The organism is Nocardioides lentus (genome assembly GCF_039529515.1).
In the GTDB taxonomy this organism is placed as follows: Bacteria; Actinomycetota; Actinomycetes; order Propionibacteriales; family Nocardioidaceae; genus Nocardioides; species Nocardioides lentus.
Map to the genome: position 1 here is coordinate 265,895 of NZ_BAAAMY010000007.1, position 24,062 is coordinate 289,956.

Consider the following 24,062-nt stretch of genomic DNA (forward strand, 5'->3'; position numbering starts at 1 on the left):
GACCCCGCGGACCTCACGAGGCGGTCCCCGGCGCCGCCGTCGGGGCGAGGACGGCGTCGCGGACCACGCCGTCCTCGACCCGCAGCCCGCGGGTGCAGGCGAGGGCGGCGACGTCGGGGTCGTGGGTGACGAGGAGGAGCGCCGCGTCGAGGCCCACGAGGACGTCGAGGACCTGGCGCTGGGCCACCGTGTCGAGCGCGGTGGTGGGCTCGTCGGCGACCACGAGGTCGGGCTCCCCGAGCAGGGCCAGGGCGAGGCATCCGCGCTGGCGCTCACCTCCGGAGAGCTCACCGGGGCGGGCGGCGGCGTGCCGGTCGTCGAGACCGGTGCGGGCGAGGACGTCGTGGACCCGGCCACGGGCGGCGTCGCGACCCAGACCGCGTCGGCGCAGCGGACGCTCGAGCTGGCGGCCCAGCGTCACGAGGGGGTGCAGGGCGACGGCCGTGTCCTGCTGGACCCACCCGACGCGTCGGACGACGTCCAGGTCCCCGTCACGGCGCAGGCCTGCCGGGAGCGCGTCGACCAGGGCGCGCACGGTCAGCGACTTGCCCGACCCGGACCGGCCCGCGAGGGCCACCCGCTCGCCGGCCCGCACCTCGAGGTCGACCGGACCGACGAGGCGGTGACGGCCCGCGCTCACCGTGAGGCCACGGGCGCGCAGGACGACGTCGCGCGAGCGGTCCATCGGTCCTCCGGTCCTCGTGGGTCGGGCTGGGCGAGCCGACCTTATATGAGAACGGGAATCAGTCGCGCATTGGGGTCATCCGGCGCTGTAGGTCGAGCGCGACCTCGAGCCGCCGGTAGCCGAGGCGCTCGTTGACGTCGTTCATCCAGCGGTTGGAGGTCGCGTTCTCCGTCTCCACGTGGGTGCACGCCACCCGGCCGGCGGCGCGGAGGTCGAGCAGACCGCGGTGGGACGCGAGCTTGAGCGCCAGACCGAGCCGACGGCCCCGGTGCGCGGGCAGGACGAGAGTGCCGCCGACGCCGGCGAGCCTCCTGGGCCCGCAGCCGACCGAGGTCCCAGGAGGCGTCCCCGTGCTCGCGCTCGCTCGGGGGCAGCAGCGAGGCGAAGGCCGACAGCAGCGCGCAGAACCCGGCCGCGTGGACGTCGGGCACCCGGTCGACGGCGAGGAGCACGCGGTGGTCGCCGAGGTGCTCGCGGACCTCCGCGGTCAGCGGGTCCCACCGGGGGGCCGCGGCGTCGAGCTCGAGCAGCTTGGCGTCGCTCTCCTCGACGACCGACCACCCGTGACGCCGGGCGAACCGGGCGCCGTCACCCCGCTCATCCTCACCCGTCCCGACGTACGTCGTGGCGTCGAGCAGGCGGCGCCCCGCCGCGGCCGCCACCGCCTCGGCGGCGCCCAGGAGCGCGGCCCCGACCCCGCGCCGACGCAGCCCGGGACGGGTCCACACCTCGATCCGGGCCGTGTCGACCCGGTCCAGGCTCGGCAGCACGACGAGGGCCGCGCCGGCCTCGCGGCCACCCGGACGGGCGGCGAGCAGCACGACGCGCTGGTCGTCGCGGGGCTGGGTCAGAGCCCGCCGCGAGAGCTCCCAGGGCGGCCAGGCGTCGTAGGGCCGGTCCACGAGACCGGCGGCGTGGCCGGTGGACCACCAGGCATGCAGGTCGGCCTCGTCGTCGACGTCGACGACACGGATCCCCGGCTCCGAGCGCACCACGACCCCGGACGCTACGGGGCGTCCGGGGCCGGGGCGAGCGGTTTTCGGGTCGACTCAGGCGGCCAGGCCGGTGACGGTCGTCGGCACGTTGCCGCTGATGGCGCGCGAGTAGGGGCAGAAGGCGTGGGCCTTCTCGACCAGGCTCTGCGCGGTCTCGGCGTCGGTGCCGGGGATGGTCACGGTGATGTCGGCGGTCAGCGCGTACGACGTGTCGTCCGGGCCGAAGCCGATCGCGATGTCGAGCGTCGCGCCGGAGGCGTCCACGCCCTCGTTCTTGGCGACGGCCTGCAGCGCGCCGTTGAAGCACGCGCCGTAGCCGACGGCGAAGAGCTGCTCGGGGTTGGTGCCGGTGCCCGGGCCGCCCATCTCCTTCGGGGCGGTCAGCGACAGGTCGAGCACGCCGTCCTCGGACTGCGCGCGGCCGTCCTTGCGGCCGCCGGAGACGGAGGCGCGGGCGGTGTAGACGATCTTGTCCGGTGTGTTGGTCATGACTGGTGCAACCGGCGGGCGCGCGATCTGTTCCATCCGGGCGCGGCGACCCGCCGCGACGAAGGCTGCCGGGAGCGCGGTCGGCGACACGAGGCGCCCGACGGGTGGAGGCCGCCTCGAAGCAGACCCACGCGCCGACCCACGAGCGACACCAGGTCGTGGACAGGACCGGGCAATCGAACATATGTTCGAGTAGTATCGATCCATGACCGCCGCACCTCTCCCCCTCCGGCCGCCCGGGACCCTGTCCCTGGCCACCGAGGTCGAGGTGCTGCACCTGGTCCTCGACGACCTGCACGCCACGCCCCTCATCGGATCGCCGGCCGAGCCCACCGAGCCTGCTGCGCTGCCGGCCGAGGTCCACCGCGCCCAGGCCCGCCTCGACGCACTACGCCTCACGCTCATCGCCGCCGCCGACGCCGCCGGCGTCGCGCAGCGCTCCGGGCAGGCCACCACCGCCGACTGGGTCGCGAAGAACACCCGCAGCGGCCGACCCGAGTCCGCCCGCGACACCGCCCTCGCAACCGCCCTCGCGACCTCGCCGGCCGGCACCCCCGACCGACCCGCCCTCGACGAGACCCGCGACGCCCTCGCCCACGGCGCCCTGTCCGCGGCCCACGCCCGCGTCATCGCCCACGCCCTCGCCCAGCTGCCCGCCGGGGTCACCCCCGAGCAGCGCGCCCGCTGCGAGACCCGTCTGATCGCCGACGCCGGCCGCTTCGACCCGACCCAGCTACGCCGCCACGCCCGCCGGATCCTCGCCGAGATCGAACCCGACCCCACCGTCGTCGACACCCACGAGAACGACCAGGTCACCGCCGAGGAAGACACCGCCTATGCCCGCGCGCGGCTCACCTTCCACGACAACGGCGACGGCACCACCACCGGCCACTTCACCCTGCCCCACCTCCAGGCCCACATCCTGAGCACGCTCATCGACGCCATGACCGCACCCCGCCGCCGACACCCACGCACGAGCGCGACCGGCGCGGAGACGAGCAGTCCGGCAGCGAGCGAGGCCAACCCGTTCGAGCGCGACCGCACCGACCCCGCCCACGCACGAGGCCTCGCCCTCGCCCAGCTCCTCGAGCACCTGCCCACCGACCACCTCCACGGCACCGCCACCACCCAGGTCACCGTCCTGATCGACATCGACACCCTGCGCGGCCACCTCAAGACCGCCGGCCTCGACACCGACCACACCATCTCCGCCGGCGAAGCCCGACGCCTCGCCTGCACCTCCGGCCTCACCCCCGCCGTCTACGCCCGAGCCCTCGCCGGGCCCTCCGTGATCCTCGACCAGGGCCGACAATCGCGACTCTTCACCGAGACCCAACGACGCGCCCTCACCGCCACCCACACCCACTGCGCCGCAGGAGGGTGCACCCGACCCATCGCCTGGTGCGAGATCCACCACCGCACCCCCTGGGCCGCAGGCGGCACCACCGACCTGGCCAACGCGATCCCCCTGTGCGGATGGCACCACCGCCGCACCCACGACCACCGCTACCGCACCACCCACCACCCCGACGGCACCGTCACGATCCAGGCACGCCCATGAGTCGTGCCGGGTGGACGGTGGCACCGCGGGAGCGCCGGTGCGAAGGGCTCAGCCCAGGGCGAGGCGTGCGCGCACGACGTCCGCGAGACGGTCGGCGACCGCGCGCGCCTGCGCGGCCGTGGCCGCCTCGACCATGACGCGGACCAGCTGCTCGGTGCCGGAGGGGCGGAGCAGGACGCGGCCGGTGTCGCCGAGAGCGGCCGACTCGGTCTCCACGGCGGCGAGGACCTCGGGGTCGGAGTCGGCGCGGGTGCGGTCGACGCCGGCGACGTTGACGAGGACCTGCGGGAAGACGGTCATCGTCGAGGCCAGGTCGCGCAGCGAGGAGCCGGTGGCGACCATGCGCTCGAGCACGTGCAGGGCGGTGAGGAGGCCGTCGCCCGTGGTGGCGTGGTCGCGCATGATCACGTGGCCCGACTGCTCGCCGCCGAGCGTGTAGCCGCCCTCGCGCATCGCCTCGAGCACGTAGCGGTCGCCGACCTTGGTCTGCAGCACGCGGACCCCCGCGGCGTCCATCGCGCGGACGAGACCGAGGTTGCTCATCACGGTGGCGACCAGGGTGTCGTCCTTGAGGCGGCCCGTCTCCTTCAGGGAGGTGGCGAGCACGGCCATGATCCGGTCCCCGTCGACGACCTCGCCGAGGTGGTCCACGGCCAGGCAGCGGTCGGCGTCGCCGTCGACGGCGAAGCCGACGTCGGCGCCGTGCTCGAGGACGGCGCGGCGCAGGGGCTCGAGGTGGGTCGAGCCGCACCCGTCGTTGATGTTGAGCCCGTCGGGCTCGGCGCCGATGGCGATCACGCGGGCCCCGGCCTGGACCAGCGCGCGGGGGCCGACCTCGTGGGCCGCGCCGTTGGCGCAGTCGAGCACGACGGTGAGCCCGGCGAGGGGCTGGTCGATCGTGCGCAGCAGGTGGTCGGCGTACTCCTCGACCGTGCGGGCGTACGGCGTGACGCGGCCGACCTCGCCACCGGTCGGGCGATCCCACTCGGTGTGGAGCAGCTCCTCGATGCGCAGCTCGAGGGCGTCGTCGAGCTTGACGCCGCCGCGGGCGAGGAACTTGATGCCGTTGTCGGGCATCGGGTTGTGCGACGCGGAGATCACGACGCCCACGTCCGCGCCGAGTGCGTCGGTGAAGTACGCGACCCCCGGCGTGGGCAGCACCCGCAGCCGGATCACGTCGACCCCGGCCGAGGCCAGGCCGGCGACGACGGCGTGCTCGAGGAACTGCCCCGAGATGCGCGTGTCGCGCCCGACCACGGCGAGCGGCCGCTGCCCGGTGTACCCGCCACGATCGACGAGCACCCGGGCCGCGGCCACGCCGAGGTCGAGCGCGAGCTCCGCGGTCAGGGGGCCGTTGGCCAGCCCCCGGACCCCGTCGGTCCCGAAGATCTTCTTCCCCATGAGAAGTCCCTGGGTCCGGTGGGGATCAGCGCTTGGAGAACTGCGAGGCCTTGCGGGCCTTCTTCAGACCGGCCTTCTTGCGCTCGATGACGCGGGCGTCACGGGTGAGCAGACCGGCCTTCTTCAGGTCGGCGCGGTTCGCCTCGGTGTCGACGGCGTTGAGCGCACGGGCCACGCCGAGGCGCAGGGCGCCGGCCTGACCGGTAATGCCGCCGCCGTGGATGCGGGCGATGACGTCGAAGCGGCCCTCCAGGTGGGTCGTCACGAAGGGCTCGTTGACGACCTGCTGGTGCAGCTTGTTGGGGAAGTAGTTGTCCAGCGTGCGGCCGTTCAGGCGCCACTGGCCGGTGCCCGGCACGATGCGCACGCGGGCCACGGCCTCCTTGCGGCGACCGGTCGCCGCGGAGGGGGCGACGATGGAGGTGGCGGCGCCGGAGTCGGGAGCGGCAGCGCTCTCCGAGCTGTAGGCGACACCGGACTCGTCGGTGGTGTAGGTCTCGTCGGCGGCGTCGGTGGTCTCGACGTCGGGGGTGGTGGTCTCGTCAGCCATGGTGGTGAGGTCCTCGATCGTTTCGGCTCGGCTCGTGGGTGAAGGTCGGTCGTTACTGCGAGATCTGGCGGATCTCGTAGGGGGCGGCCTTCTGGGCCTGGTGCGGGTGGGTCGGGCCGGAGTAGACCTTCAGCTTCTTGATGACCTGCCGACCGAGACGGTTCTTCGGGAGCATGCCCCAGACCGCGCCCTCGATGACCTTGCGGGCGTCCTTGTCGAGCGCCTCGCCGATCGGGGTGGAGGTGAGGCCGCCCGGGTAGCCGGAGTGGCGGTAGAGGACCTTGTCGGTCCGCTTCTTGCCGGTCAGCGCGACCTTCTCCGCGTTGACGACGACCACGAAGTCACCGCCGTCGACGTGCGGGGCGAAGGTCGGCTTGTGCTTGCCGCGGAGCAGGTTCGCGACCTGCACGGCGAGGTGGCCCAGGACGATGTCCTCGGCGTCGATCACGTGCCAGGAGCGCTCGATGTCGCCGGGCTTGGGGCTGTAGGTGCGCACGGGCATCCTCGTTCTTCTCGTCGGTGGTGGGCCCCGCCGCTGCGTGGCCTCTCGGACGCCTCCTGACCGACACTGCCCGGCTCCGTCTCGTCCGGGTCTGCGTCCGGGCCCGCACAGCGGGCCCCGGGCGCGGCAGTAGGCGCAGCCGCCAACGGTACGCCCGTGGCGCTCGGGGGGTCAAAACGCGCGTCCGGCCCCGAGGGGCCGCTGTCGTGGTCTGCGCCACGCGGTCTAGATTTGCGCGCGTGACTGACTCTCTCACCGTCCGCGACAACCGTACGGGCCAGGAGTACGACGTCCCGATCGCCGACGGCGCCATCAAGGCCGCGGACCTCGGGAAGATCAAGGCGGGCGACGACAGTCCCGGCCTCGCGATCTACGACCCCGGCTTCGTCAACACCGCCTCGTGCCGCAGCAGCGTCACCTACATCGACGGTGAGGAGGGGATCCTGGAGTACCGGGGCTATCCGATCGAGCAGCTGGCGGAGAAGTCGTCGTTCCTCGAGGTCGCCTACCTGCTGATCCACGGCGAGCTGCCCACCAAGGAGCAGCACGACGCCTGGGTGCACGACATCACCTTCCACACGTTCGTCCACGAGAACGTGAAGACCTTCATGCAGGGCTTCCGCTACGACGCCCACCCGATGGGCATGCTCATGGCGTCCGTCGGCGCCCTGTCGACGTTCTACCCGGACGCCCGCAACATCGGCGACGACGACAACCGCCAGATGCAGATCATCCGCATGATCGCCAAGATGCCGACGCTGGGCGCCTGGGCGTTCCGCCACGCGCAGGGCAAGCCGTACGTCTACCCCGACAACGACCTGTCCTACACCGAGAACTTCCTCGCGATGCTGTTCAAGATGAGCGAGCAGAAGTACGAGGCCGACGAGCGTCTCGTCAAGGCCCTCGACGTGCTGTTCATCCTCCACGCCGACCACGAGCAGAACTGCTCGACCAACGCGGTCCGCTCGGTCGGCTCCTCGCAGGTCGACCCCTACTCCGCGGTCGCGGCCGGCGTCGGCGCGCTCTACGGCCCGCTGCACGGCGGCGCCAACGAGGCGGTGCTGCGGATGCTGCGCCGCATCGGCACGAAGGAGAACATCCCCTCCTTCATCGAGGGCGTGAAGGCCGGCAACGAGAAGCTCATGGGCTTCGGCCACCGGGTCTACAAGAACTACGACCCCCGCGCGCGCATCATCAAGAAGGCCGCCGAGGACGTCTTCGAGGTCACGGGGACCAACCCGCTCCTCGACATCGCGCTGGAGCTGGAGAAGATCGCGCTGGAGGACGAGTACTTCGTTTCGCGCAAGCTCTACCCCAACGTGGACTTCTACTCCGGCCTGATCTACGAGGCCTTCCAGTTCCCGCCCGAGATGTTCACGGTGCTCTTCGCCATCGGCCGCACGCCGGGCTGGCTGGCGCAGTGGCTCGAGCTGGTGCAGGACAAGGAGCAGAAGATCGCCCGTCCCAAGCAGATCTACACCGGTGACCGCCGGCTGACGTTCACGCCGGCCTCGGAGCGCTGGGCCTGAGCCCCCGCCCCGGCCGCACGACGACCCCGGTCCTCCGCCTGGAGGGCCGGGGTCGTCGGCGTCCGGGCCCCGGTCCGCGCGGGCCGGGCCCTGGTGGTTCGCTGTCGTCATGGCGACCACGACCCACCACGGCGACGTGCCCGACCCGCTCGAGCGGCTGACACTCGCGCAGCTGCGCGAGCGCACCAGCGTCAAGTGGCGCACCCACCCCGACGACGTGCTGCCGCTGTGGGTCGCGGAGATGGACGTCGTGCTCGCCGAGCCGGTGGTCGCGGCCGTCCACCGGGCGGTCGACACCGGGGACACCGGCTATCCCGCCGGCACGGGCTACGCCGAGGCGCTGGCGTCGTTCGCCGCCCGCCGCTGGGGCTGGGACGGCCTCGACGTCGCCCGCACCGCGGTGGTGCCCGACGTGATGCTCGGCGTCGTCGAGACGCTGCGGCTGCTCACCGACGTCGGCGACGCCGTGGTCGTCAGCGCGCCGGTCTACCCGCCGTTCCACGCCTTCACCGCCCACGACGGGCGCCGGGTCCTCGAGGCCGGGCTGCGCGCCGAGGGCCGCCTCGACCTCGACGACCTCGACCGCGCCTTCGGCGAGGCCGTCGCGGGCGGGGGGCGGGCGGCGTACCTGATGAGCAACCCGCACAACCCGACCGGCGCCGTGCACACCCGCGCCGAGCTCGAGGCCGTGGCCGCCCTGGCCCGACGGCACGGCGTGCGGGTGGTCGCCGACGAGATCCACGCCCCGCTCGTGCTGGCCGGCGCGAGCTTCACGCCGTACCTGTCGGTGGCGGGGGCCGAGGACGCCTTCGTCCTCACCTCGGCCTCGAAGGCGTTCAACCTGCCCGGGCTGAAGGCCGCGGTGCTCGTGGCGGGACCCGAGGCGGCCGCCGACCTGGCGCGGCTGCCCGAGGAGGTCGGGCACGGCGCGAGCCACGTCGCCGTGCTCGCGCACACCGCCGCCCTGGCGCACGGCGACGCCTGGCTCGACGCCCTGCTGGTGGGCCTGGACGCCAAGCGCACCCTGCTCGGCGACCTGCTCGCCGCCCACCTGCCCGGGGTGCGCTGGACGCCCGGGCAGGGCACCTACCTGGCCTGGCTCGACTGCCGCGACCTCGGTCTCGGGACGGACGACGCGGTGCGCCGCCCCGGGGAGGTGCCGGGGACCGTCACCGACCTCGCGGGCCCCGCCCGGTTCTTCCTCGACCACGCGCGGGTCGCCCTCAGCGCCGGCCACGTCTTCGGGACCGGCGGTGCGGGCCACGTGCGTCTCAACCACGCCACCTCCGCCGCGGTGCTCACCGAGGCGCTGGCCCGCATGGGCCGCGCGGTCGCCGGACGCTGAGGCCGGGCCCGGGCCCCCGTCACCGGGCCGACCCCGGCCGGGTTCAGGACCCCGAGCTCTCCAGCGCGGCCTGCAGCCGCTCCAGCGCGCGCGAGGAGTAGCCCTTCACCGTCCCCTCCGAGATGCCGAGGTCCTGGGCGGTCTCGCGCACGGACAGCCCGAGCCAGTGCCGCAGGACCACCACCTTGCGCTGCTGCTCCGGCAGCGACCTCAGGGCGTCGCGCAGCGCGCTGCGGTCCTCGTACGCCGGGCCGGCCGGCTCGGCACGGTCGTGACCGTCGAGCCCCGCCCGCTCGCGGCGGCGGTGCGGGCGCCGGAGCTCGTCGAGGTGGGCACGCACGATGATGCGTCGCGTGTAGGCCTCGGCGTCGGCGCTGCGCACCCGCGGCCACGCGACGTACAGCTTGACCAGGGCGGTCTGCAGCAGGTCCTCCGCCTGGTGGTGGTCGCGGCACACGCCGTAGGCGACGCGGCGCAGGTGGGACTGCCGGGTCGCGACGAAGTCGGCGAACGCGGCCTCCCGCTCCTCACGTCTCACAGCAGCCCCTCGCCGGAGGAGTAGCGCTCCCGGGCGTCCTCCACGAACGCGTCGAGGTCGGCGAAGCCCCCGCCGCCGGGCACGACCTGGGTCTCGCCGTCGCTGCGGCGCACCGCGACGTACATGCGCTCGCCGTCGACCCGCAGCTCGGCGACGAGGCTCGTCTCCCCCGGGGCGGCGAAGGCCGCGCCCAGGTCGGCGGGGCGCTGGGCCACGAGGCGGACCGCGTCGGCCGCCGCGACGAGGTCGCCGTCGGCGTCGATCTCGACCCAGCTGTCGGGCGGCGGCGGGGTGCCCGCGACCGGCGTGCCGTCCGCCTCGTCGAGGGTGCGCTGGACCGCCACGACGGCCGGCAGCCACAGCTCCAGCGACCCCGTCGCGGGGCGCGACGTCACGGAGGTGCCGTCCTGGTCGGTGAGGGCGAGGACGAACTCGCGCGTGCCGTCGACCTCCACCTCGAGCCCGACCGAGCGCCCCACGTCGCCGGGGTACTCCATCGGGTTCGCCACCCGGCGCAGCACCTCGACCCCGGGGGCCAGGCAGAGCCGGCCGCTGGGACCGAGGACCGCGGGCTCGCCGAGGAGCCGCACGTCGGCGCAGTCCGGCTCCCGCTCGGTGGCCCCCGCACGGTCGGTGCTGCGGTCCGTGCCCGGGTCGCGGGCGACGTCCGGGCCGGCCCCGCGGTCGGTGCCGGGCAGCCCGGTCGCACCGGCGACGGCGAGTCCGCCGCCCAGGGCGGCGACGACGACCGCCGCGCCGGCGCCGACCGCCAGGCGCCGGGCCCGCAGCGCGCGCCGGCCCGGGGCGAGGTAGTCCGACCCCGGGCGGTCGCGCGGCCGCTCGATGGCCGAGTCGAGCTCGGACTCCCAGTCGATCCCCACCGTTCCCCCACCTCTCCTCGCGGCGCAGCCTGTCACTCCTCCTACGCCGCGCGTCGCGGCTCGGTTGCCCCGGGGACGGCACCGGACGACCTCGCACCTCAAGGTCGCCGCAGGGATCCCCGGGCGTCCGCTCAGGGGTCGCCGTGGGAACCGGCCAGGCTTCCCCAAGCCTCTGGGCACCGGGCTCCGGGGTCCCTACGGTCATTGACATGCGAACTACCCAGCTGGGCCGGGGGGCCCGCACGACCGGCCTGGCCCTGGCTGCCCTGGCCCTGCTGATGAGCGTGTTCGTGACCGTCGCCGGCCCCGCGCAGGCCGCCGAGACGGGTCGCGTGCGCGGCGAGGTCCTGGGGGTCGGCGGCGCCGCCGTCGACGTCACCTGGGCCACCACCGACGGTGTCCGCAGCGGCACCGCCCGCGCCACCGGGGGCGTCTACTCGCTCTCCCTGGCGCCCGGCACCTACCGCCTGACCTTCCGCGACCGGCGCCCGTCGTACGACGTGGCCAAGCTCGCCCCGACGACCGTCGAGGTCGGCGTCACCGCCGCGAGCACCACGCAGCGCACGGTCCGGCTCACCCCGGGCGCCGCGATCGGCGGCACCGTCAGGGCGGGCGGGCGGGTGGCCCCGAAGGCCCGCGTGGTCGCCGCCCGCACCGACCAGCAGGTCTTCGAGACGACCGCCGACAGCCGCGGCCGGTTCGCGCTCGGCGGGCTGCCCGCGGGCAGCTACTCGGTCTTCACCTACGACCGCGCCGGTCGCTTCACCGCCGACAGCCTCTGGCTGCCCCGGCTCCGGGCCGGTCGCTACACGGCCGTCGATCTCGCGCTCCGCACGCGGGCCGGCACCCTCCAGGTCGACGTCTACGCCGGCGGCGCGCCCGCGGTGGGCACCGGCTACGTCACCGCCGTCTCGCTCCGCACCGGCCAGTACTGGGTCGCGCGGATGGTGCGCGGGTCCGTCACCTTCGCCGGGGTCGCCCCGGGCCGCTACCGCCTGCTCGTGCCCGGCGCCGGCGACTGGCTCGGCACCACCGCCACCCCGCCGCAGGCGGTCCGCTCCGGGCGTGCCGCGTTCGCGACGGTGCGGCTCACCCAGCAGGGGGCCGGCGTGACCGGCCGGCTCGTCGACGCCCACCGCAGCGGGGTCGCCCTGGCCGACGGCGAGGTGCGCCTGCTCGACGGCACCGGCGCGGTGCTCGCCACCGCGACCACCGCCGCCGACGGCACCTTCCGCCTCGGCGGGCAGCTGACCACCCGCACCGACCTGCGCGTCGTCGTCGGCCCCGGCCCGTACTCGCCGTACCTGGGCCAGGGCACGAGCTACTGCAAGTACGACGCGCTCACCGTCGCCCCGGTCGCCGTGCGCACCGGCGCGGTGACCGCCCTGGGCGACCTCGCCCTCCCCCACCTCCCCGACGACCAGCAGGACGGCGCGCAGTGCCGCGCGCCCGCCACCTCGCCGGTCGCGCCCGCCTCGGACCCCGCCTCCCGCCCCGACCAGGAGCAGCCCCGATGACCGAGATCCTCGCCACCGCGCCCGCCCACAACCCCTACGTCGTCGTCGCCGACCCGGGCCTGAACGCCTACGCCGAGCAGTTCCTGGCCGAGGTCGCCGCCATCGAGGAGCGCCGCCCCACCGTCGGCTGCGTCATCCCGGCGTACAACGAGGCCGAGACCATCGGCGGTGTCCTCGACGCCCTGCTGATGCAGACCCGCCTGCCCGACGTCATCCACCTGATCGTCAACAACACCACCGACGACACCGTGGAGATCGCCTCCCACTGGGCCGGGCCCCACACCCGTGTCACCGCGCTGGGCGAGCAGTCCACCGAGATCTACGTCCACGACATCGGGGTCAACCCCGACAAGAAGGTCGGCGCGCTCAACCACGGCTACTCGCTGGTCTCGGACTTCGACTACATGCTCGGCGTCGACGGCGACACCACCCCCGAGCCGACCGCCGTGGAGTCGCTCGTCGCGGAGATCACCAGCGACGACCGGATCGGCGGCATCTCGGCGATCTACTCGATCGACGACAGCGCCCTCGACAGCCGGGTCGGCCGCTGGCTGGTCGCCGGGCAGCGCGCCCAGTTCGCGGCGTTCAACATGCAGAACCTGCTGCGGGGCCGCAACATGGCCGTCCTCGGCGGCCAGTTCTCGATCTTCTCGACCGGCGCGCTGCGCGAGGTCATGGAGCAGAGCCACCAGCGGACGCCGTGGGTCAACGACAGCGAGGTCGAGGACTCCCTGCTGTCGCTGCAGATCAAGAGCGCCGGCTACCTCACCAAGATCAGCGCCACGGCCCGCGCGCACGTCGGCGGGATGACCACCCTGCGCTCGCTCGACGCGCAGCAGGTGAAGTGGAACTTCGGCGCCATCGACCTGATGTGGCCCGGCCAGCGCGGCGACACCCGCGGTCAACCGCTGCACCCGAACCTGCGCCTGCGCTGGTTCGAGCACGCCTCGATGGTGCTCAACATCCTCACCCGCGTGGGTTTCCTGCTGCTGCTGATCGGCTCGCTGAGCATCGACGCGTTCGTCTTCCAGGCCTGGTGGCTGATCCCGCCGAGCGTCGCGATCCTGCTCAACCTGAAGGTCGTGCGGTCGATGGAGAACGCCAACCGGCGCGACTACCTGTTCGCCGCGACCCTGGTGCAGGCCGAGGTCTACATGTGGGTCCGGATGGGCCACTTCGTCCGGGCCTGGCTGAAGTTCTTCTCCCACCAGCAGTCGGACAACTGGGCCGCGCAGGCGAAGGCCGAGAGCGGCCGCGGCAGCGCCTGGCTCTACCCGTACCTGACCCTGCTCGTCGTCGTCGCCGCCGGCCTCGCGATCTGGGTCCAGCTCTCCGTCGAGCTCCGCTCCACCGCCCTGTCGGTCGGGTGGCCGGTGCTCGGCATCATCACCGTCGTCCAGACCGCGTGGATGGTCATCAAGATCATGAAGCGCCACCGGGGGTTCCGTTCATGACCAGCAGCGCCACCACCACCTCCCTCACGCGGCGCACCCGCGCCGCGCTCGGGCTGCTCCTCGCGGGCACCGTCCTCGCGACCTCCTCCTGCGGGGTCGCCCAGGACGTCGGCGGGTACGCCTCCGGCCTCGTCGGGGGCGGCGGGGCGGCGGCCGAGGCGGCCCCCTCCCCCGCGGCGGCCGACCCGATCGACTCCGAGCTGACCCGCGACGGCACCACCCAGGTGCACACCGCCCTGCGGGGCGTCGACGACCTCGACGTCGTGCTGACGATGTACCCGACGGCGCGCACCCCGCGGACCCACGAGTGGTTCCCGAAGGGCGGGAAGTACCTCACGTTCACCCTCCAGGCCTTCGACACCGCCCGCGGCGAGCGCGACCCCTTCGCCACCAAGCGCGAGGTCTACCTCGACCGGATCCGCGTCACCTCCGCCGTCGTCGGCGACGGCGACCGCGCCGGGGACGCCGGCCGCCCGCCGTACCGTCTCGACGCGCAGGCGCGCGACGTGACGCTGGACCCGGAGCCGACGGCCACCCGCCGCGGGATGCTGATCACCTCGCCGAAGGGCTCCTTCGAGCTGCAGGACCAGAGGCTCGGGTCCGTGCCGCGCGGCACCCGCGGGATCGAGCTGACCGTGACCGGCACCGTCTACGTCGAGACCGTCGCGGGCAGCGACGACTACCTGCGCCGCACCGTGACCGCCGAGGTCCCGATCGGCATCTTCGACTCCGCCGAGCGCACCGTCTCGGACCCCGTCACCCGCGACTGACCCCGTTCCACTGGCGGGCAGCCCGCCGAGGGGGTGCGGAGGTCGGTCCCGCCGGTCAGTCGGAGGGCAGGGCCAGGCGGAAGCCGACGCCCCGGACGGTCTCGATCAGGCGCGGGTGCGCCGGGTCGTCGCCGAGATGGCGCTGGAGGCTGGCGACGTGCTCGTCGACGGCCCGCTTGTCGGCCTCGTTGACGAAGTGCGAGGTCGCGCCGGCGTGGCCGCGCATGGCGAGGACGAGGTCGGCGCGGCTGCGCACCCGCCGTCCGGTCCGCAGCAGCGCGACGAGCAGGTCGAGCTCCTCGGCCGGGACGTCGACCCGCCGGCCCGCGAGCTCGACGTGGCCGCCGCGGGTGTCGACGAGCAGCGTCCCGAGGCGGGCGACGTCGCCCTGCCAGCTCACGAGCGGGGGGTCGACGGGCGCCGCGGCCGCCCGGGCCGCGGAGGTCGGAGCCGCGGGAGACGGGTCCGCCGGGCTCGTCGGGGCCGTTGGGGCCGTCGGGGTGGCCGTGGGGGGCGGGGTGGGCGTGGCGGGGACCCCGGGCTCCTCCTCGCGCAGGGCGTCGTACACGGGTGCGCCGGGGTCGGCGGTGACGGCCGGCTCGGTGGCCTGGCTGCGGCCCAGGGACTCACGGAACTCGCGGGCGGCGGCGACCGCCCAGCCCTCCTCCGCCGCCGGCGGGGTGCGCGGCGCGGCCGCGGCGCGCCGGAGCATCGCCTCCGCGCGCAGCTGCAGCTCCTTGGGACTGAAGGGCTTGACGAGGTAGTCGTCGGCGCCGGCCTCGAAGGCCGCGATGACGTCCTCGTCGGCGGAGCGCGAGCTGACGACGATGAGGTAGGTCGCGCTGAACTCGCGCACGCGCTTCAGTGCCGACAGCCCGTCGACGCCCGGCATGCCGAGGTCGATGGTGGTGATCGCGGGTGCGTGCTCCCTCACCGCGGCGATGGCCTCGGCGCCGTCGGCGGCGTGCACGACCCGCAGACCCACGCTGCTGAGCACGACGTCGATGAGGTCGGTGATGTCGGGGTCGTCGTCGGCGACGACCGCGACCAGCGGGCTGCCCATGCCCGGACGCTACCGCGACGGGCCCGCGGGACGAGGCGGATCGGGGCCGGCGTGACCGGGGTCGCGGCGCGGCCGTCAGCCGACGAGCGCGCGCAGGCCGCGCAGGGTGCGCGCGCCGACCACGACCCAGGCCGCGACCAGCCCGGCGTACGTCGTCACCGCGAGGACGGCGGCGACGGACGAGCCGGTGGCGTGGGCGAGGCCCGACAGGCCCGTCACGACGGTGCCGACCGGGAAGGTGAAGGCCCACCAGGTCATCGCGAAGGCGGGGCGCCGCCGAGCGACGAGGACGGCGGAGAGCCCCAGCCACGCCAGGGCCGCGACCACCACGACGGCGGCGTAGACCACGGCCAGGGTGCGGCCCGGCGCCAGCAGGAGGGCCGCGGTCGCGGACTGGCCCAGCGGGCCGAGCACGATGAACAGCGTCGGCACGGCCGCCGGCACGTCGCCGCCCAGCACCCGACGGACGACGGCCGCGGCGGGTCGGGCGCCCAGCGCGAGCGTGGTGGCGAAGCAGGCCCACGACGCGACGAGCAGGGCGGTGGCGAGCGGCTCGGGCGAGCGGACGGCGAGCAGCGCCCCGACCGCGGCCGACACCATGGGCGGCACGACGGGCATCAGCCAGGCGGCCTCGGCGGGGCCGCGGCGGTGGGCGCGGATCCGCGCGGAGGTCGCGGTCGCGAGCCCCAGCCCGGTGCCGACGACCCACAGGGCCAGCGCCAGCCCGTACGCCGCGGGCTCGCCGAGCACGCGGTGCCCGACGAGTAGCGTCGCCGAGGCGACGCTCATCGGGGCCATGGCGCGGGCGCCGAGGAAGTGCGACAGGCCCGCGTGGTCGCGCCAGTCGCCCCCGCCGACCGAGGCCGCGGTGACGACCACCAGCAGCACGACCGCGAGCGCCCAGACGACGGTCGCGAGACCGGCGAGGAGCGCACCCGGGCCGCCCGTCACCATCGGGCCGGCGAGCGGCAGGGTCGCTGCCGCGGAGGCCACGATGCCCGTGCCCATCACCGCGGCGAACCAGTTCGGCGCGAGGCGGGTGGCGGCGGGGCGCGGCGGGGCGGTGATGCTCATGCGTCCATGCTGCGCGGCGACGAGGACCCGCAGTAGTCACCGGGATCCGGTGTGTCCACAAGCTAGCCTTGTGGCGTGGCCCTCCCCGACCTCCGCACCCTCGCCCTGCTCGTCGGCATCGCCCGTCACGGCAGCATCGGGGCGGCGGCGCGGGCGGAGGGCCTGTCCCAGCAGGGCGCCTCGGAGCGGGTCCGCGCCGCCGAGGCGCTCCTGGGGGTGCCGCTGCTGTGGCGGGGGGCGCGCGGTTCCGAGCTCACCCCCGCCGGCACGGTCGTGGTCGAGTGGTCGACGCGGCTGCTCGAGGTCGCGGGCGAGGTGGAGGTCGCGCTCGGCGCGCTCCGCGCCGACGAGCAGCGCCACCTGCGGGTCGCGGCGAGCATGACGGTGGCGGAGCACCTGCTGCCGCGGTGGCTCGTGCGGCTGCGCTCCCAGTCGTCCGACGTCCCGGTGGAGGTCTCGATGACCGCCACGAACTCCGCGGGTGCCGTCGCCGCGGTGCTGGGCCACCGCGCCGACCTCGGGTTCGTCGAGGGCGTCGAGGCGCCCCGCGGGCTGGCCTGGGCCGACGTCGGCACCGACGAGCTCGTCCTGGTCTGCGCCCCCGACCACCCCCTGGCCCGTCGTACGGCGCTCGGGGCGGCCGAGGTCGCCGGGCTCGGCCTCACCTCGCGCGAGCAGGGGTCCGGCACGCGCGAGGTGCTCGAGACCGCCCTGGCCGCCCACGGCCTGAGCATGGCGCCGCCGGCCGTCGAGCTGACCACGTCGACCGCGCTGCGCGAGGCGGTGCTCGCGGGCGCGGCGCCGGCCGTGGTGAGCCGTCGGACGGTCGCCGCCCCGCTGGCCGCCGGCGACCTGGTCGCGGTGCCGCTCGCGGACCTCGACCTGACGCGTCGCCTGCGCGCGGTCTGGGTCGGCCGCCGCACGCCGCCCGCGGGGCCGGTGCGCGACCTGGTCGCCATCGCGGCCGCCGGCTGAGCGGGCGACCGGCTCCCTCAGATCCGGCGGTCGCCCTCGCCCCAGTGGGGCTCACGGAGGTCGCGCTTGAGGATCTTGCCGGTCGGGTTGCGGGGCAGGGCCTCGAGGAACTCCACCGACGACGGGCACTTGTAGCGGGCCAGCGAGCCCCGGCAGTGCTCGATCAGCTCCTCGGCGGTCGCCGACGCGCCGGGCCGCAGCGACACGACGGCGCGGACGGTCTCGCCCCACCGCTCGTCCGGCACCCCGATGACGGCGACCTCCGCGACGGCGGGGTGCTCGGCGAGCACCCGCTCGATCTCGGGCGAGTAGATGTTCTCCCCGCCCGAGATGATCATGTCCTTGAGGCGGTCGGTGACGTAGACGTAGCCGTCGGCGTCGACGGTGCCGATGTCGCCGGTGCGGAACCAGCCGTCCGCGGTGATCACCTCGGCGGTGGCCTCGGGCCTGCCGAGGTAGCCCTGCATCAGCTGCGGGGTGCGGAACCACAGCTCGCCGTGCCCGCCCGCGGCCACGTCCTGGAGCGTGCCGACGTCGACGACCCTGACCTCGACGCCCGGGATGGGCCGCCCGGCGCTGACGAGACGTTCGGGGTGCGCCTCGTCGCGGTGCTCCTCGGGCATGAGGTGGGTGATCACGCCGCACACCTCGGTCAGGCCGTACACCTGGATGAAGTCGGTGTCGGGCCAGGCCGCGATGGCGGCGCGCAGCAGGGGCAGGGGCATCGGCGCGGCGCCGTAGCAGTAGGTCTTCAGCCGTCCGAAGACGGCGATCGCCTGCTCCCCCGACGCCAGCACCTGGGCGAGCACCGCGGGGACCAGGAAGGTGCGGTTGGCGCCGGCCAGGATGGCCCCGGCCAGCGACGCGCCGTCGGGGTCGCGGGTCATCACGCTCGGGACCCCGTCGTGGATCCCGAACTGCACGTAGGACGAGCCGCCGACGTGGAACAGCGGCATCGAGACCATGTTCTTGTCGCCCTCGTCGAAGCCCCAGCCCTCGTGGGCGGCGAGGGTGTGCGCGAGCAGGTTGGCGTGACTGATCATCACGCCCTTGGGTCGCCCGGTCGTGCCGGAGGAGTACATGACCAGGGCGGTGTCGGTCGGCTCGACGGCCGGGTCGCGGTCGGCGGGCGAGGCGGCGGCGAGCATCTCCTCGTAGGCGTCGCCCGGTGCGCCGTGGGGCGTCACCTCGACGACGTGCTCGACGCGGGCGAGCCGGTCGCGCACGGCCTCGACGGCGCCCATGAGCTCGGTGCCGACCACGAGCAGCCGGGCGCCGGAGTCGGTGAGCACGTAGTCGATCTCGTCGGCGGCGAGCCGGAAGTTCACGATGGCGGTGGCCGCCCCCAGCGCCGCGGCGGCGAAGGTCAGCTCCACGCAGGCGGGGTGGTTCTTGTCGAGGAACGCCACGACGTCGCCGCGCCCCACCCCCCGCTCGCGCAGGGCACCGGTCAGCCGCCGCACACGGTCGTGCCACTGCGACCAGGTCCAGGACCGGTCGAGGTAGGTCATCGCCTCGGCGCCCGGGGTGGCGCGCGCCCAGTGCGCCAGCCGCTCGTCGAGGTACGTCGGGGTGGTCGGCTCGGCCGTGACGGTCACGCCGGGAGAGTGGCACAGGTCACAGCGGGCCCACAACGGGTGCGCCCTCAACGATCCCGGCGGACCCGCCCCTCGTCCCAGACGGGGCCGTCGGTCTCGCGGACGGTGCCGTCGGCGCCGTACACGAGGAAGCGGTCGAAGCCCCGCGCGAACCAGCGGTCGTGGGTGACCGCGAGGACCGTGCCGTCGAAGGACTCCAGCCCCGCCTCGAGCGCCTCGGCCGACTGCACGTCGAGGTTGTCGGTGGGCTCGTCGAGCAGCAGCAGCGTCGCCCCCGACAGCTCGAGCAGCAGGATCTGGAACCGGGCCTGCTGACCACCGGAGAGCTGCTCGAAGCGCTGCTCGGCGGCGGCGCTGAGCTCGTAGCGGTCCAGCACCCGCGACGCGGCCTCGCGGCCCATCCCGTCACGGCGTCCCTGGCCGCGGTGGAGCACCTCGAGCAGGGTGCGCCCGACCAGCTCGGGGTGCTCGTGGGTCTGCACGAACCAGCCCGGTCGCACCCGCGCGCCGAGGCGCGCCACCCCGGTGTGCTCGACCGGCGCGGGCGGCGGCACGTCACCGTCCCCGACGGCGCCGCGGTCGAGGTCGGCGGAGAGCGGGTCGGAGCCGCCCGCCGCGAGCAGGCGCAGGAAGTGGGACTTGCCCGAGCCGTTGGAGCCGAGCACGGCGACCCGCTCGCCGTACCAGACCTCGAGGTCGAACGGCGCCATCAGGCCGGTCAGCCCCAGGTGCTCGCAGACCACGGCGCGCTTGCCGGTGCGCCCCCCGCGCAGCCGCATCGAGACCTGCTGCTCGCGCGGCTGCTCGGTGGGCGGCCCGGCCTCCTCGAACTTGCGCAGGCGGGTCTGGGCGGCGCGGTAGCGCGAGGACATGCCGTCGTTGAAGGTCGCCTTCTGCTTCAGCGTCGAGACCAGGGTCCGGAGCTTGACGTGCTCCTCCTCCCAGCGTCGCGTGAGCTCGGAGAAACGCGCGAACCGGTCGCGGCGCGCCTGGTGGTACGACGCGAACCCGCCCGGGTGCGTCCAGACCCGGTTGCCCGTCCCGTCCGCGCCGCCGGGCCCGAGCTCGACGGTGACGACGCGGGTCGCCGCGTTGGCCATCAGCTCGCGGTCGTGGGAGACGAACAGCACCGACTTCTCGCTGGCCGCCAGACGCTGCTCGAGCCAGATCTTCGCGGGCACGTCGAGGTAGTTGTCGGGCTCGTCGAGCAGCAGCACCTCGTCGGGGCCGCGCAGCAGGTACTCCAGGACCAGGCGCTTCTGCTCCCCGCCCGACAGCGTGCGCAGCAGCCGGTGGCGGGCACGGTCGAACCCGACGCCCAGGGCGGCGGTGGTGCAGGTGTCCCACACCACCTCGAGCTCGTAGCCGCCGGCGTCCCCGAGCTCGGCCAGCGCCCCGGCGTACGCCATCTGGGTGGGCTCGTCGTCGACCTCCATGAGCGCGAGCTCGCAGGCGTCGACGCGCGCCAGGGCCTCGCGCACGCGCGGCGGGGCGACGGAGGCGAGGAGGTCGGCCACGGTCGGGCTGTCCCCCGAGCCGGGCACGACGCCCTGGCCGACGAACTGCGGCATCACCCCGAGCCCGCCGGTGCGCACGACCGATCCGGCCTGCGGCGCCAGCTCGCCGGTGACGACGCGCAGCAGCGTGGTCTTGCCCGCGCCGTTCGCCCCCACCAGGGCCACCTTCTGGCCCTCGCCGACCCGGAACGACACCTCGTCGAGCAGCACCCGCCCGTCGGGCAGGTCGACCCGCACCCCACTGACGTCCACGTGTCCCACGAGGGACCATCCTCCCGGAGCCCCGCCGCCGCCCGCACCCGCATTACCGTGCGCGTGCCGAGGGGCGTCGGGGCCGAGCGGGGCTACGCGCCGAGCATGGCCAGGGCGAGGCCGCGGTAGTGGGCGGCCACCTCGTCGGGGCTCCAGCGCCCGCCGGGGCGCCACCAGCGGGCGAGGTCGATGCCCAGGGAGAGCAGCGCGGCGGCGGTGAGGTCCGGGTCGGGCGTCGAGAACACGCCGACGGCCACGCCGCGACGGACGACGTCGCGCACGGCGGCCTCGATCTCGTGGCGCAGCGCGGACACCTCGGCGCGGTGGGCCTCGGAGAGGGCGGCGAGCTCGTAGTTCACCACGCGCGCCGAGACGTGCTCGGTGGCGTGGTGGCGCGCGAACGCCTCGGCCAGCCCGCCGAGCTGCTCGACCGGGTCGTCGCCGGCCGCGACCGCGTCGAGCACCAGGGCCAGCACGCGGCGGTGGCCCTCGAAGGAGAGCGCGGCCAGCAGCTCCTCCTTGGAGCGGTGGTGCACGTAGACCGCCGCCGGGCTCAGGCCCGCGGCCGCCGCGACGTCGCGGGTGGTGGTGCCGTGGAAGCCCCGCGCCGCGAAGGCCTCCGCCGCCGCCCGCGCGAGGCGCTCGCCGCCGCGCTCGGCAGGGTTGACGGCGGCAGTCACGTCAGCGATGGTAAGCAAGCGCTTAGTCCGGCGCAACGACCCCGCACCCAGGAGGCGCCCGTGGCCCACCAGACCAGCCGACTCGAGGGCCGTACGGCGGTCGTCACCGGCGCCAGTCGCGGCATCGGCCTCGCCATCGCCCAGCGCCTCGTCGACGAGGGCGCCCGCGTGGTCGTCACCGGTCGCAAGCCCGAGCCGCTGGCCGAGGCGGTGGCGCAGCTCGGCGGCGAGGAGCACGCGCTCGGCATCCCCGGCGGCGCCGACGACGCCGACCACCAGGCCGAGGTCGTCGAGCGGACGCTCGCCACCTTCGGCAGCCTCGACGTCCTGGTCAACAACACGGGCATCAACCCGACGTACGGCCCCCTGCTCGAGCTCGACCTGGGCGCGGCCCGCAAGACCGTCGAGGTCAACTGCCTGGCCGCCCTGTCCTGGATCCAGCGCGGGCACGCCGCCTGGATGGGCGAGCACGGCGGCGCCGTCGTCAACGTCGCGTCGGTCGCCGGGCTGCGACCCGCCCCCGGCATCGCCTTCTACGGCGCGACCAAGGCCATGCTGATCCACCTCACCGAGGAGCTCGCCGTCGAGCTCGGCCCGACCGTGCGCGTCAACGCGGTCGCACCGGCCGTGGTGAAGACGAAGTTCGCCACCGCCCTGTACGAGGGTCGCGAGGAGGAGGTCTCCGCGCCGTACCCGCTCAAGCGCCTCGGGGTCCCCGAGGACGTCGCGGGCGCGGTGGCCTACCTCGCGAGCGACGACGCCGCCTGGGTCACCGGGCAGACGCTCGTGCTCGACGGCGGCGTCCTGCTGCGCGGCGGCGTCTGATGGCGGCCGGCCGGCTCGAGGGCCGGGGGGTCCTGGTCACCGGCGCCGGGCGCGGCATCGGGCGGGCGCTCGCCCACCGTGCCGCCGCCGAGGGCGCCCGTGTCGTGGTCAACGACCTCGACCCCGCGCTCGCCGCGGAGGTCGCCGAGGAGGTCGGCGGCCACGCCGAGCCCGGGGACTGCGCCACCGACGCCGGGGCCCGCCGCCTGGTCGGCGCCGCCCGCGAGCACCTCGACCGCCTCGACGTGCTGATGGCCAACGCGGGGGTGGACGTCGGCGGGGGCCTCGACACCCCCGACGAGGTCTGGGAGCAGGCCCTCGAGGTCAACGTCATGGCCCACGTGCGCCTCGCCCGCGCGGTCGTGCCGACCTGGCTCGACACCCCCGGCGGCACGGGTGGCCGGTTCGTGGTCACCGCCAGCGCCGCCGGGCTGCTCGGCATGATCGGCAACGCGCCGTACACGGTCACCAAGCACGGCGCCGTCGCCTTCGCCGAGTGGCTCTCGATGACGTACGGCGACCGCGGCGTCACGGTGCAGGCCATCTGCCCCCAGGGCGTGCGGACCCGGATGCTGGAGCACGCCGGTCCCCTCACGGCCCTGCTCTCGCGCGACGGCGCCCTGACCCCCGAGCAGGTCGCGGACGCCTGGGTCTCCTCCCTCGACGACGACCGGTTCCTGGTGCTCCCCCACCCCGAGGTCGCCGACTACTACTCCTCGCGCGCTGCCGACACCGACGGCTGGCTGCGGGGGATGCGCAGGCTCCGCACCCGCGTCGAGGCGGCCGCCCGATGAGCGCCGGGCGCCCGTTCGAGCCGGAGCCCGCCGGTCAGGACCTCGCCGCCGCGACCCGGTGGCTCACCACCACCGGCGGGCTCGACCTCGCCGGCCCGCTGACCGGGCGGCTGATCGCCGGTGGCAAGTCGAACCTCACCTTCGAGGTCACCGACGGCGAGCGGACCTGGGTGCTGCGCCGACCGCCCCGCGGGCACGTGCAGGCCACCGCCCACGACATGGGCCGCGAGTACACCGTGATGTCCGCGCTGCACGGCACCGACGTGCCCGTGCCCGCGATGCACGCCCACTGCACCGACGACGACGTGCTCGGCGCGCCGTTCTACCTGATGGAGCGCGTCGACGGCACGCCGTACCGCACCGCCGCCCAGCTCGAGCCCCTCGGCGCCGGGCGGACCGCCGCGATCACCGGCCGGATGGTCGACGTGCTCGCCGCGCTCCACCACGTGGACCCGGCCGCGGTGGGGCTCGCCGAGTTCGGCCGGCCCGAGGGCTTCCTCGAGCGCCAGGTGCGCCGGTGGACCCGCCAGCTCGAGGGCTCCCGCGACCGCGACCTCCCGGGCGCCGACGAGCTCGCCGCCGAGCTGGCCGCCGCCGTGCCCACCACCGACCGGGCGGCGATCGTCCACGGCGACTACCGCCTCGACAACCTGCTCGTGGGCCCCGACGACGAGGTCGCCGCCGTCGTCGACTGGGAGATGGCGACCCTCGGCGACCCGATGACCGACCTCGCGCTGCTCCTCGTCTACGACCGGCTGGCCCGCCTCGACCTCGGCGGCCAGGAGCGCAGCGTCTCCGACGCCTCGCTCGCACCCGGCTACCCGGACCCCGACGAGGTGCAGCGGCGCTACGCCGCGGCCGGCCACGACCTGGACGACCTCCGCTGGCACCTCGGCCTGGGCTTCTTCAAGCTCGCCGTGATCCTCGAGGGCATCCACTACCGCCACATCCAGGGCCAGACCGTCGGCGACGGCTTCGAGGGCATCGGTCAGGCGACCGTGCCGCTGCTCGCCACCGGGCTCGACGCCCTGCACGGCACCGACTGACCACCCGCCCACCCCGGCCCC

At 74.9% G+C, this 24,062-nt stretch carries 22 protein-coding genes and 1 pseudogene; 10 read left to right on the forward strand and 13 right to left on the reverse strand.

What is annotated here, in order from left to right:
- Positions 1-13: 13 nt before the first annotated feature.
- The 3 genes and pseudogenes from ABD158_RS15605 to ABD158_RS15610 form a co-directional block, all read right to left on the reverse strand.
- On the reverse strand, positions 14-685 hold the full coding sequence (locus ABD158_RS15605; RefSeq protein ID WP_344008494.1) for an ATP-binding cassette domain-containing protein: 672 nt from the start codon (positions 683-685) through the stop codon (positions 14-16).
- A gap of 638 nt (positions 686-1,323) precedes the next feature.
- Positions 1,324-1,680, reverse strand: a pseudogene (locus tag ABD158_RS19280) (GNAT family N-acetyltransferase); the annotation flags it as partial.
- Positions 1,681-1,734: 54 nt separating this feature from the next.
- Complete coding sequence (locus ABD158_RS15610) at positions 1,735-2,169, reverse strand: organic hydroperoxide resistance protein (protein WP_344008495.1); 435 nt, start codon at positions 2,167-2,169, stop codon at positions 1,735-1,737.
- Between the two features lie 205 nt (positions 2,170-2,374).
- Here ABD158_RS15610 and ABD158_RS15615 point away from each other — a divergent pair, with 205 nt between their 5' ends.
- Positions 2,375-3,730, forward strand: a complete 1,356-nt coding sequence (locus ABD158_RS15615; RefSeq protein ID WP_344008496.1) for an HNH endonuclease signature motif containing protein — start codon at positions 2,375-2,377, stop codon at positions 3,728-3,730.
- Between the two features lie 48 nt (positions 3,731-3,778).
- On the opposite strand, the gene glmM is transcribed toward ABD158_RS15615, so the two are convergent.
- The 3 genes from glmM to rplM are packed head-to-tail and all read right to left on the reverse strand — an operon-like array spanning position 3,779 to position 6,177.
- Positions 3,779-5,131: a phosphoglucosamine mutase gene (gene glmM / locus ABD158_RS15620; protein ID WP_344008497.1), complete on the reverse strand. Its 1,353-nt coding sequence runs from the start codon at positions 5,129-5,131 to the stop codon at positions 3,779-3,781.
- Positions 5,132-5,156: 25 nt separating this feature from the next.
- Positions 5,157-5,681 (reverse strand): 30S ribosomal protein S9, encoded by a 525-nt coding sequence (gene rpsI / locus ABD158_RS15625; RefSeq protein WP_344008499.1) that lies wholly within the window; start codon positions 5,679-5,681, stop codon positions 5,157-5,159.
- 52 nt (positions 5,682-5,733) lie between these two features.
- Complete coding sequence (rplM, locus tag ABD158_RS15630; protein WP_344008600.1) at positions 5,734-6,177, reverse strand: 50S ribosomal protein L13; 444 nt, start codon at positions 6,175-6,177, stop codon at positions 5,734-5,736.
- Between the two features lie 245 nt (positions 6,178-6,422).
- Here rplM and ABD158_RS15635 point away from each other — a divergent pair, with 245 nt between their 5' ends.
- Together ABD158_RS15635 and ABD158_RS15640 are read left to right on the forward strand one after the other, a co-directional pair.
- Positions 6,423-7,712, forward strand: coding sequence for a citrate synthase (locus ABD158_RS15635; protein WP_344008500.1), 1,290 nt, complete (start codon positions 6,423-6,425; stop codon positions 7,710-7,712).
- Between the two features lie 109 nt (positions 7,713-7,821).
- Entirely contained in the window at positions 7,822-9,057 is a 1,236-nt protein-coding gene (locus ABD158_RS15640) for a MalY/PatB family protein (protein WP_344008501.1), read from the forward strand.
- A 43-nt stretch (positions 9,058-9,100) separates the two neighbouring features.
- Here ABD158_RS15640 and ABD158_RS15645 read toward each other — a convergent pair whose 3' ends face one another.
- Entirely contained in the window at positions 9,101-9,595 is a 495-nt protein-coding gene (locus ABD158_RS15645) for a SigE family RNA polymerase sigma factor (RefSeq protein ID WP_344008502.1), read from the reverse strand.
- On the reverse strand, positions 9,592-10,476 hold the full coding sequence (locus ABD158_RS15650) for a hypothetical protein (RefSeq protein ID WP_344008503.1): 885 nt from the start codon (positions 10,474-10,476) through the stop codon (positions 9,592-9,594). Before ABD158_RS15650 ends, ABD158_RS15645 begins: the two co-directional genes overlap by 4 nt.
- 209 nt (positions 10,477-10,685) lie before the next feature.
- Between ABD158_RS15650 and ABD158_RS15655 the strand changes: the two genes are divergently transcribed.
- Genes ABD158_RS15655 through ABD158_RS15665 form a run of 3 tightly spaced genes read left to right on the forward strand, consistent with a single transcriptional unit; the run spans position 10,686 to position 14,217 of the window.
- The gene (locus ABD158_RS15655; protein WP_344008504.1) at positions 10,686-11,993 is read left to right on the forward strand and encodes a carboxypeptidase-like regulatory domain-containing protein; all 1,308 of its coding nucleotides are present in this window, start codon (positions 10,686-10,688) and stop codon (positions 11,991-11,993) included.
- Positions 11,990-13,447, forward strand: a complete 1,458-nt coding sequence (locus ABD158_RS15660) for a glycosyltransferase family 2 protein (protein WP_344008506.1) — start codon at positions 11,990-11,992, stop codon at positions 13,445-13,447. The genes ABD158_RS15655 and ABD158_RS15660 overlap by 4 nt, the downstream gene beginning before the upstream one ends.
- A complete protein-coding gene (locus ABD158_RS15665) occupies positions 13,444-14,217 on the forward strand; it encodes a hypothetical protein (RefSeq protein ID WP_344008508.1) in 774 nt (257 codons plus the stop codon). Before ABD158_RS15660 ends, ABD158_RS15665 begins: the two co-directional genes overlap by 4 nt.
- 55 nt (positions 14,218-14,272) lie before the next feature.
- Here ABD158_RS15665 and ABD158_RS15670 read toward each other — a convergent pair whose 3' ends face one another.
- Together ABD158_RS15670 and ABD158_RS15675 are read right to left on the reverse strand one after the other, a co-directional pair.
- Entirely contained in the window at positions 14,273-15,280 is a 1,008-nt protein-coding gene (locus tag ABD158_RS15670; protein ID WP_344008510.1) for a response regulator, read from the reverse strand.
- Positions 15,281-15,355: 75 nt separating this feature from the next.
- A complete protein-coding gene (locus ABD158_RS15675; protein WP_344008511.1) occupies positions 15,356-16,354 on the reverse strand; it encodes an SLAC1 family transporter in 999 nt (332 codons plus the stop codon).
- A 75-nt stretch (positions 16,355-16,429) separates the two neighbouring features.
- Here ABD158_RS15675 and ABD158_RS15680 point away from each other — a divergent pair, with 75 nt between their 5' ends.
- The gene (locus tag ABD158_RS15680; RefSeq protein ID WP_344008512.1) at positions 16,430-17,329 is read left to right on the forward strand and encodes a LysR family transcriptional regulator; all 900 of its coding nucleotides are present in this window, start codon (positions 16,430-16,432) and stop codon (positions 17,327-17,329) included.
- A 17-nt stretch (positions 17,330-17,346) separates the two neighbouring features.
- Here ABD158_RS15680 and ABD158_RS15685 read toward each other — a convergent pair whose 3' ends face one another.
- The 3 genes from ABD158_RS15685 to ABD158_RS15695 form a co-directional block, all read right to left on the reverse strand.
- Complete coding sequence (locus ABD158_RS15685) at positions 17,347-18,927, reverse strand: long-chain-fatty-acid--CoA ligase (RefSeq protein WP_344008513.1); 1,581 nt, start codon at positions 18,925-18,927, stop codon at positions 17,347-17,349.
- Between the two features lie 47 nt (positions 18,928-18,974).
- A complete protein-coding gene (locus tag ABD158_RS15690; protein ID WP_344008515.1) occupies positions 18,975-20,705 on the reverse strand; it encodes an ABC-F family ATP-binding cassette domain-containing protein in 1,731 nt (576 codons plus the stop codon).
- An 83-nt stretch (positions 20,706-20,788) separates the two neighbouring features.
- Positions 20,789-21,376: a TetR-type transcription factor C-terminal domain-containing protein gene (locus ABD158_RS15695; RefSeq protein ID WP_344008517.1), complete on the reverse strand. Its 588-nt coding sequence runs from the start codon at positions 21,374-21,376 to the stop codon at positions 20,789-20,791.
- Positions 21,377-21,436: 60 nt separating this feature from the next.
- Here ABD158_RS15695 and ABD158_RS15700 point away from each other — a divergent pair, with 60 nt between their 5' ends.
- Genes ABD158_RS15700 through ABD158_RS15710 form a run of 3 tightly spaced genes read left to right on the forward strand, consistent with a single transcriptional unit; the run spans position 21,437 to position 24,041 of the window.
- Positions 21,437-22,201, forward strand: a complete 765-nt coding sequence (locus ABD158_RS15700) for an SDR family oxidoreductase (protein WP_344008518.1) — start codon at positions 21,437-21,439, stop codon at positions 22,199-22,201.
- Positions 22,201-22,995 (forward strand): SDR family NAD(P)-dependent oxidoreductase, encoded by a 795-nt coding sequence (locus ABD158_RS15705; RefSeq protein ID WP_344008519.1) that lies wholly within the window; start codon positions 22,201-22,203, stop codon positions 22,993-22,995. The genes ABD158_RS15700 and ABD158_RS15705 overlap by 1 nt, the downstream gene beginning before the upstream one ends.
- Positions 22,992-24,041 carry a phosphotransferase family protein gene (locus ABD158_RS15710; protein ID WP_344008520.1) on the forward strand — a complete coding sequence of 350 codons (1,050 nt, stop codon included), beginning with the start codon at positions 22,992-22,994 and terminating at the stop codon, positions 24,039-24,041. Before ABD158_RS15705 ends, ABD158_RS15710 begins: the two co-directional genes overlap by 4 nt.
- The last annotated feature ends 21 nt before the right edge of the window (positions 24,042-24,062 follow it).

Bases quoted from the DNA above. Each gene is read 5' to 3' on its own strand.
- ABD158_RS15605 (WP_344008494.1), bottom strand. From the start codon at position 685: ATGGACCGCTCGCGCGACGTCGTCCTGCGCGCCCGTGGCCTCACGGTG.
- ABD158_RS15610 (WP_344008495.1), bottom strand. From the start codon at position 2,169: ATGACCAACACACCGGACAAGATCGTCTACACCGCCCGCGCCTCCGTC.
- ABD158_RS15615 (WP_344008496.1), top strand. From the start codon at position 2,375: ATGACCGCCGCACCTCTCCCCCTCCGGCCGCCCGGGACCCTGTCCCTG.
- glmM (WP_344008497.1), bottom strand. From the start codon at position 5,131: ATGGGGAAGAAGATCTTCGGGACCGACGGGGTCCGGGGGCTGGCCAAC.
- rpsI (WP_344008499.1), bottom strand. From the start codon at position 5,681: ATGGCTGACGAGACCACCACCCCCGACGTCGAGACCACCGACGCCGCC.
- ABD158_RS15640 (WP_344008501.1), top strand. From the start codon at position 7,822: ATGGCGACCACGACCCACCACGGCGACGTGCCCGACCCGCTCGAGCGG.
- ABD158_RS15655 (WP_344008504.1), top strand. From the start codon at position 10,686: ATGCGAACTACCCAGCTGGGCCGGGGGGCCCGCACGACCGGCCTGGCC.
- ABD158_RS15660 (WP_344008506.1), top strand. From the start codon at position 11,990: ATGACCGAGATCCTCGCCACCGCGCCCGCCCACAACCCCTACGTCGTC.
- ABD158_RS15665 (WP_344008508.1), top strand. From the start codon at position 13,444: ATGACCAGCAGCGCCACCACCACCTCCCTCACGCGGCGCACCCGCGCC.
- ABD158_RS15670 (WP_344008510.1), bottom strand. From the start codon at position 15,280: ATGGGCAGCCCGCTGGTCGCGGTCGTCGCCGACGACGACCCCGACATC.
- ABD158_RS15675 (WP_344008511.1), bottom strand. From the start codon at position 16,354: ATGAGCATCACCGCCCCGCCGCGCCCCGCCGCCACCCGCCTCGCGCCG.
- ABD158_RS15705 (WP_344008519.1), top strand. From the start codon at position 22,201: ATGGCGGCCGGCCGGCTCGAGGGCCGGGGGGTCCTGGTCACCGGCGCC.
- ABD158_RS15710 (WP_344008520.1), top strand. From the start codon at position 22,992: ATGAGCGCCGGGCGCCCGTTCGAGCCGGAGCCCGCCGGTCAGGACCTC.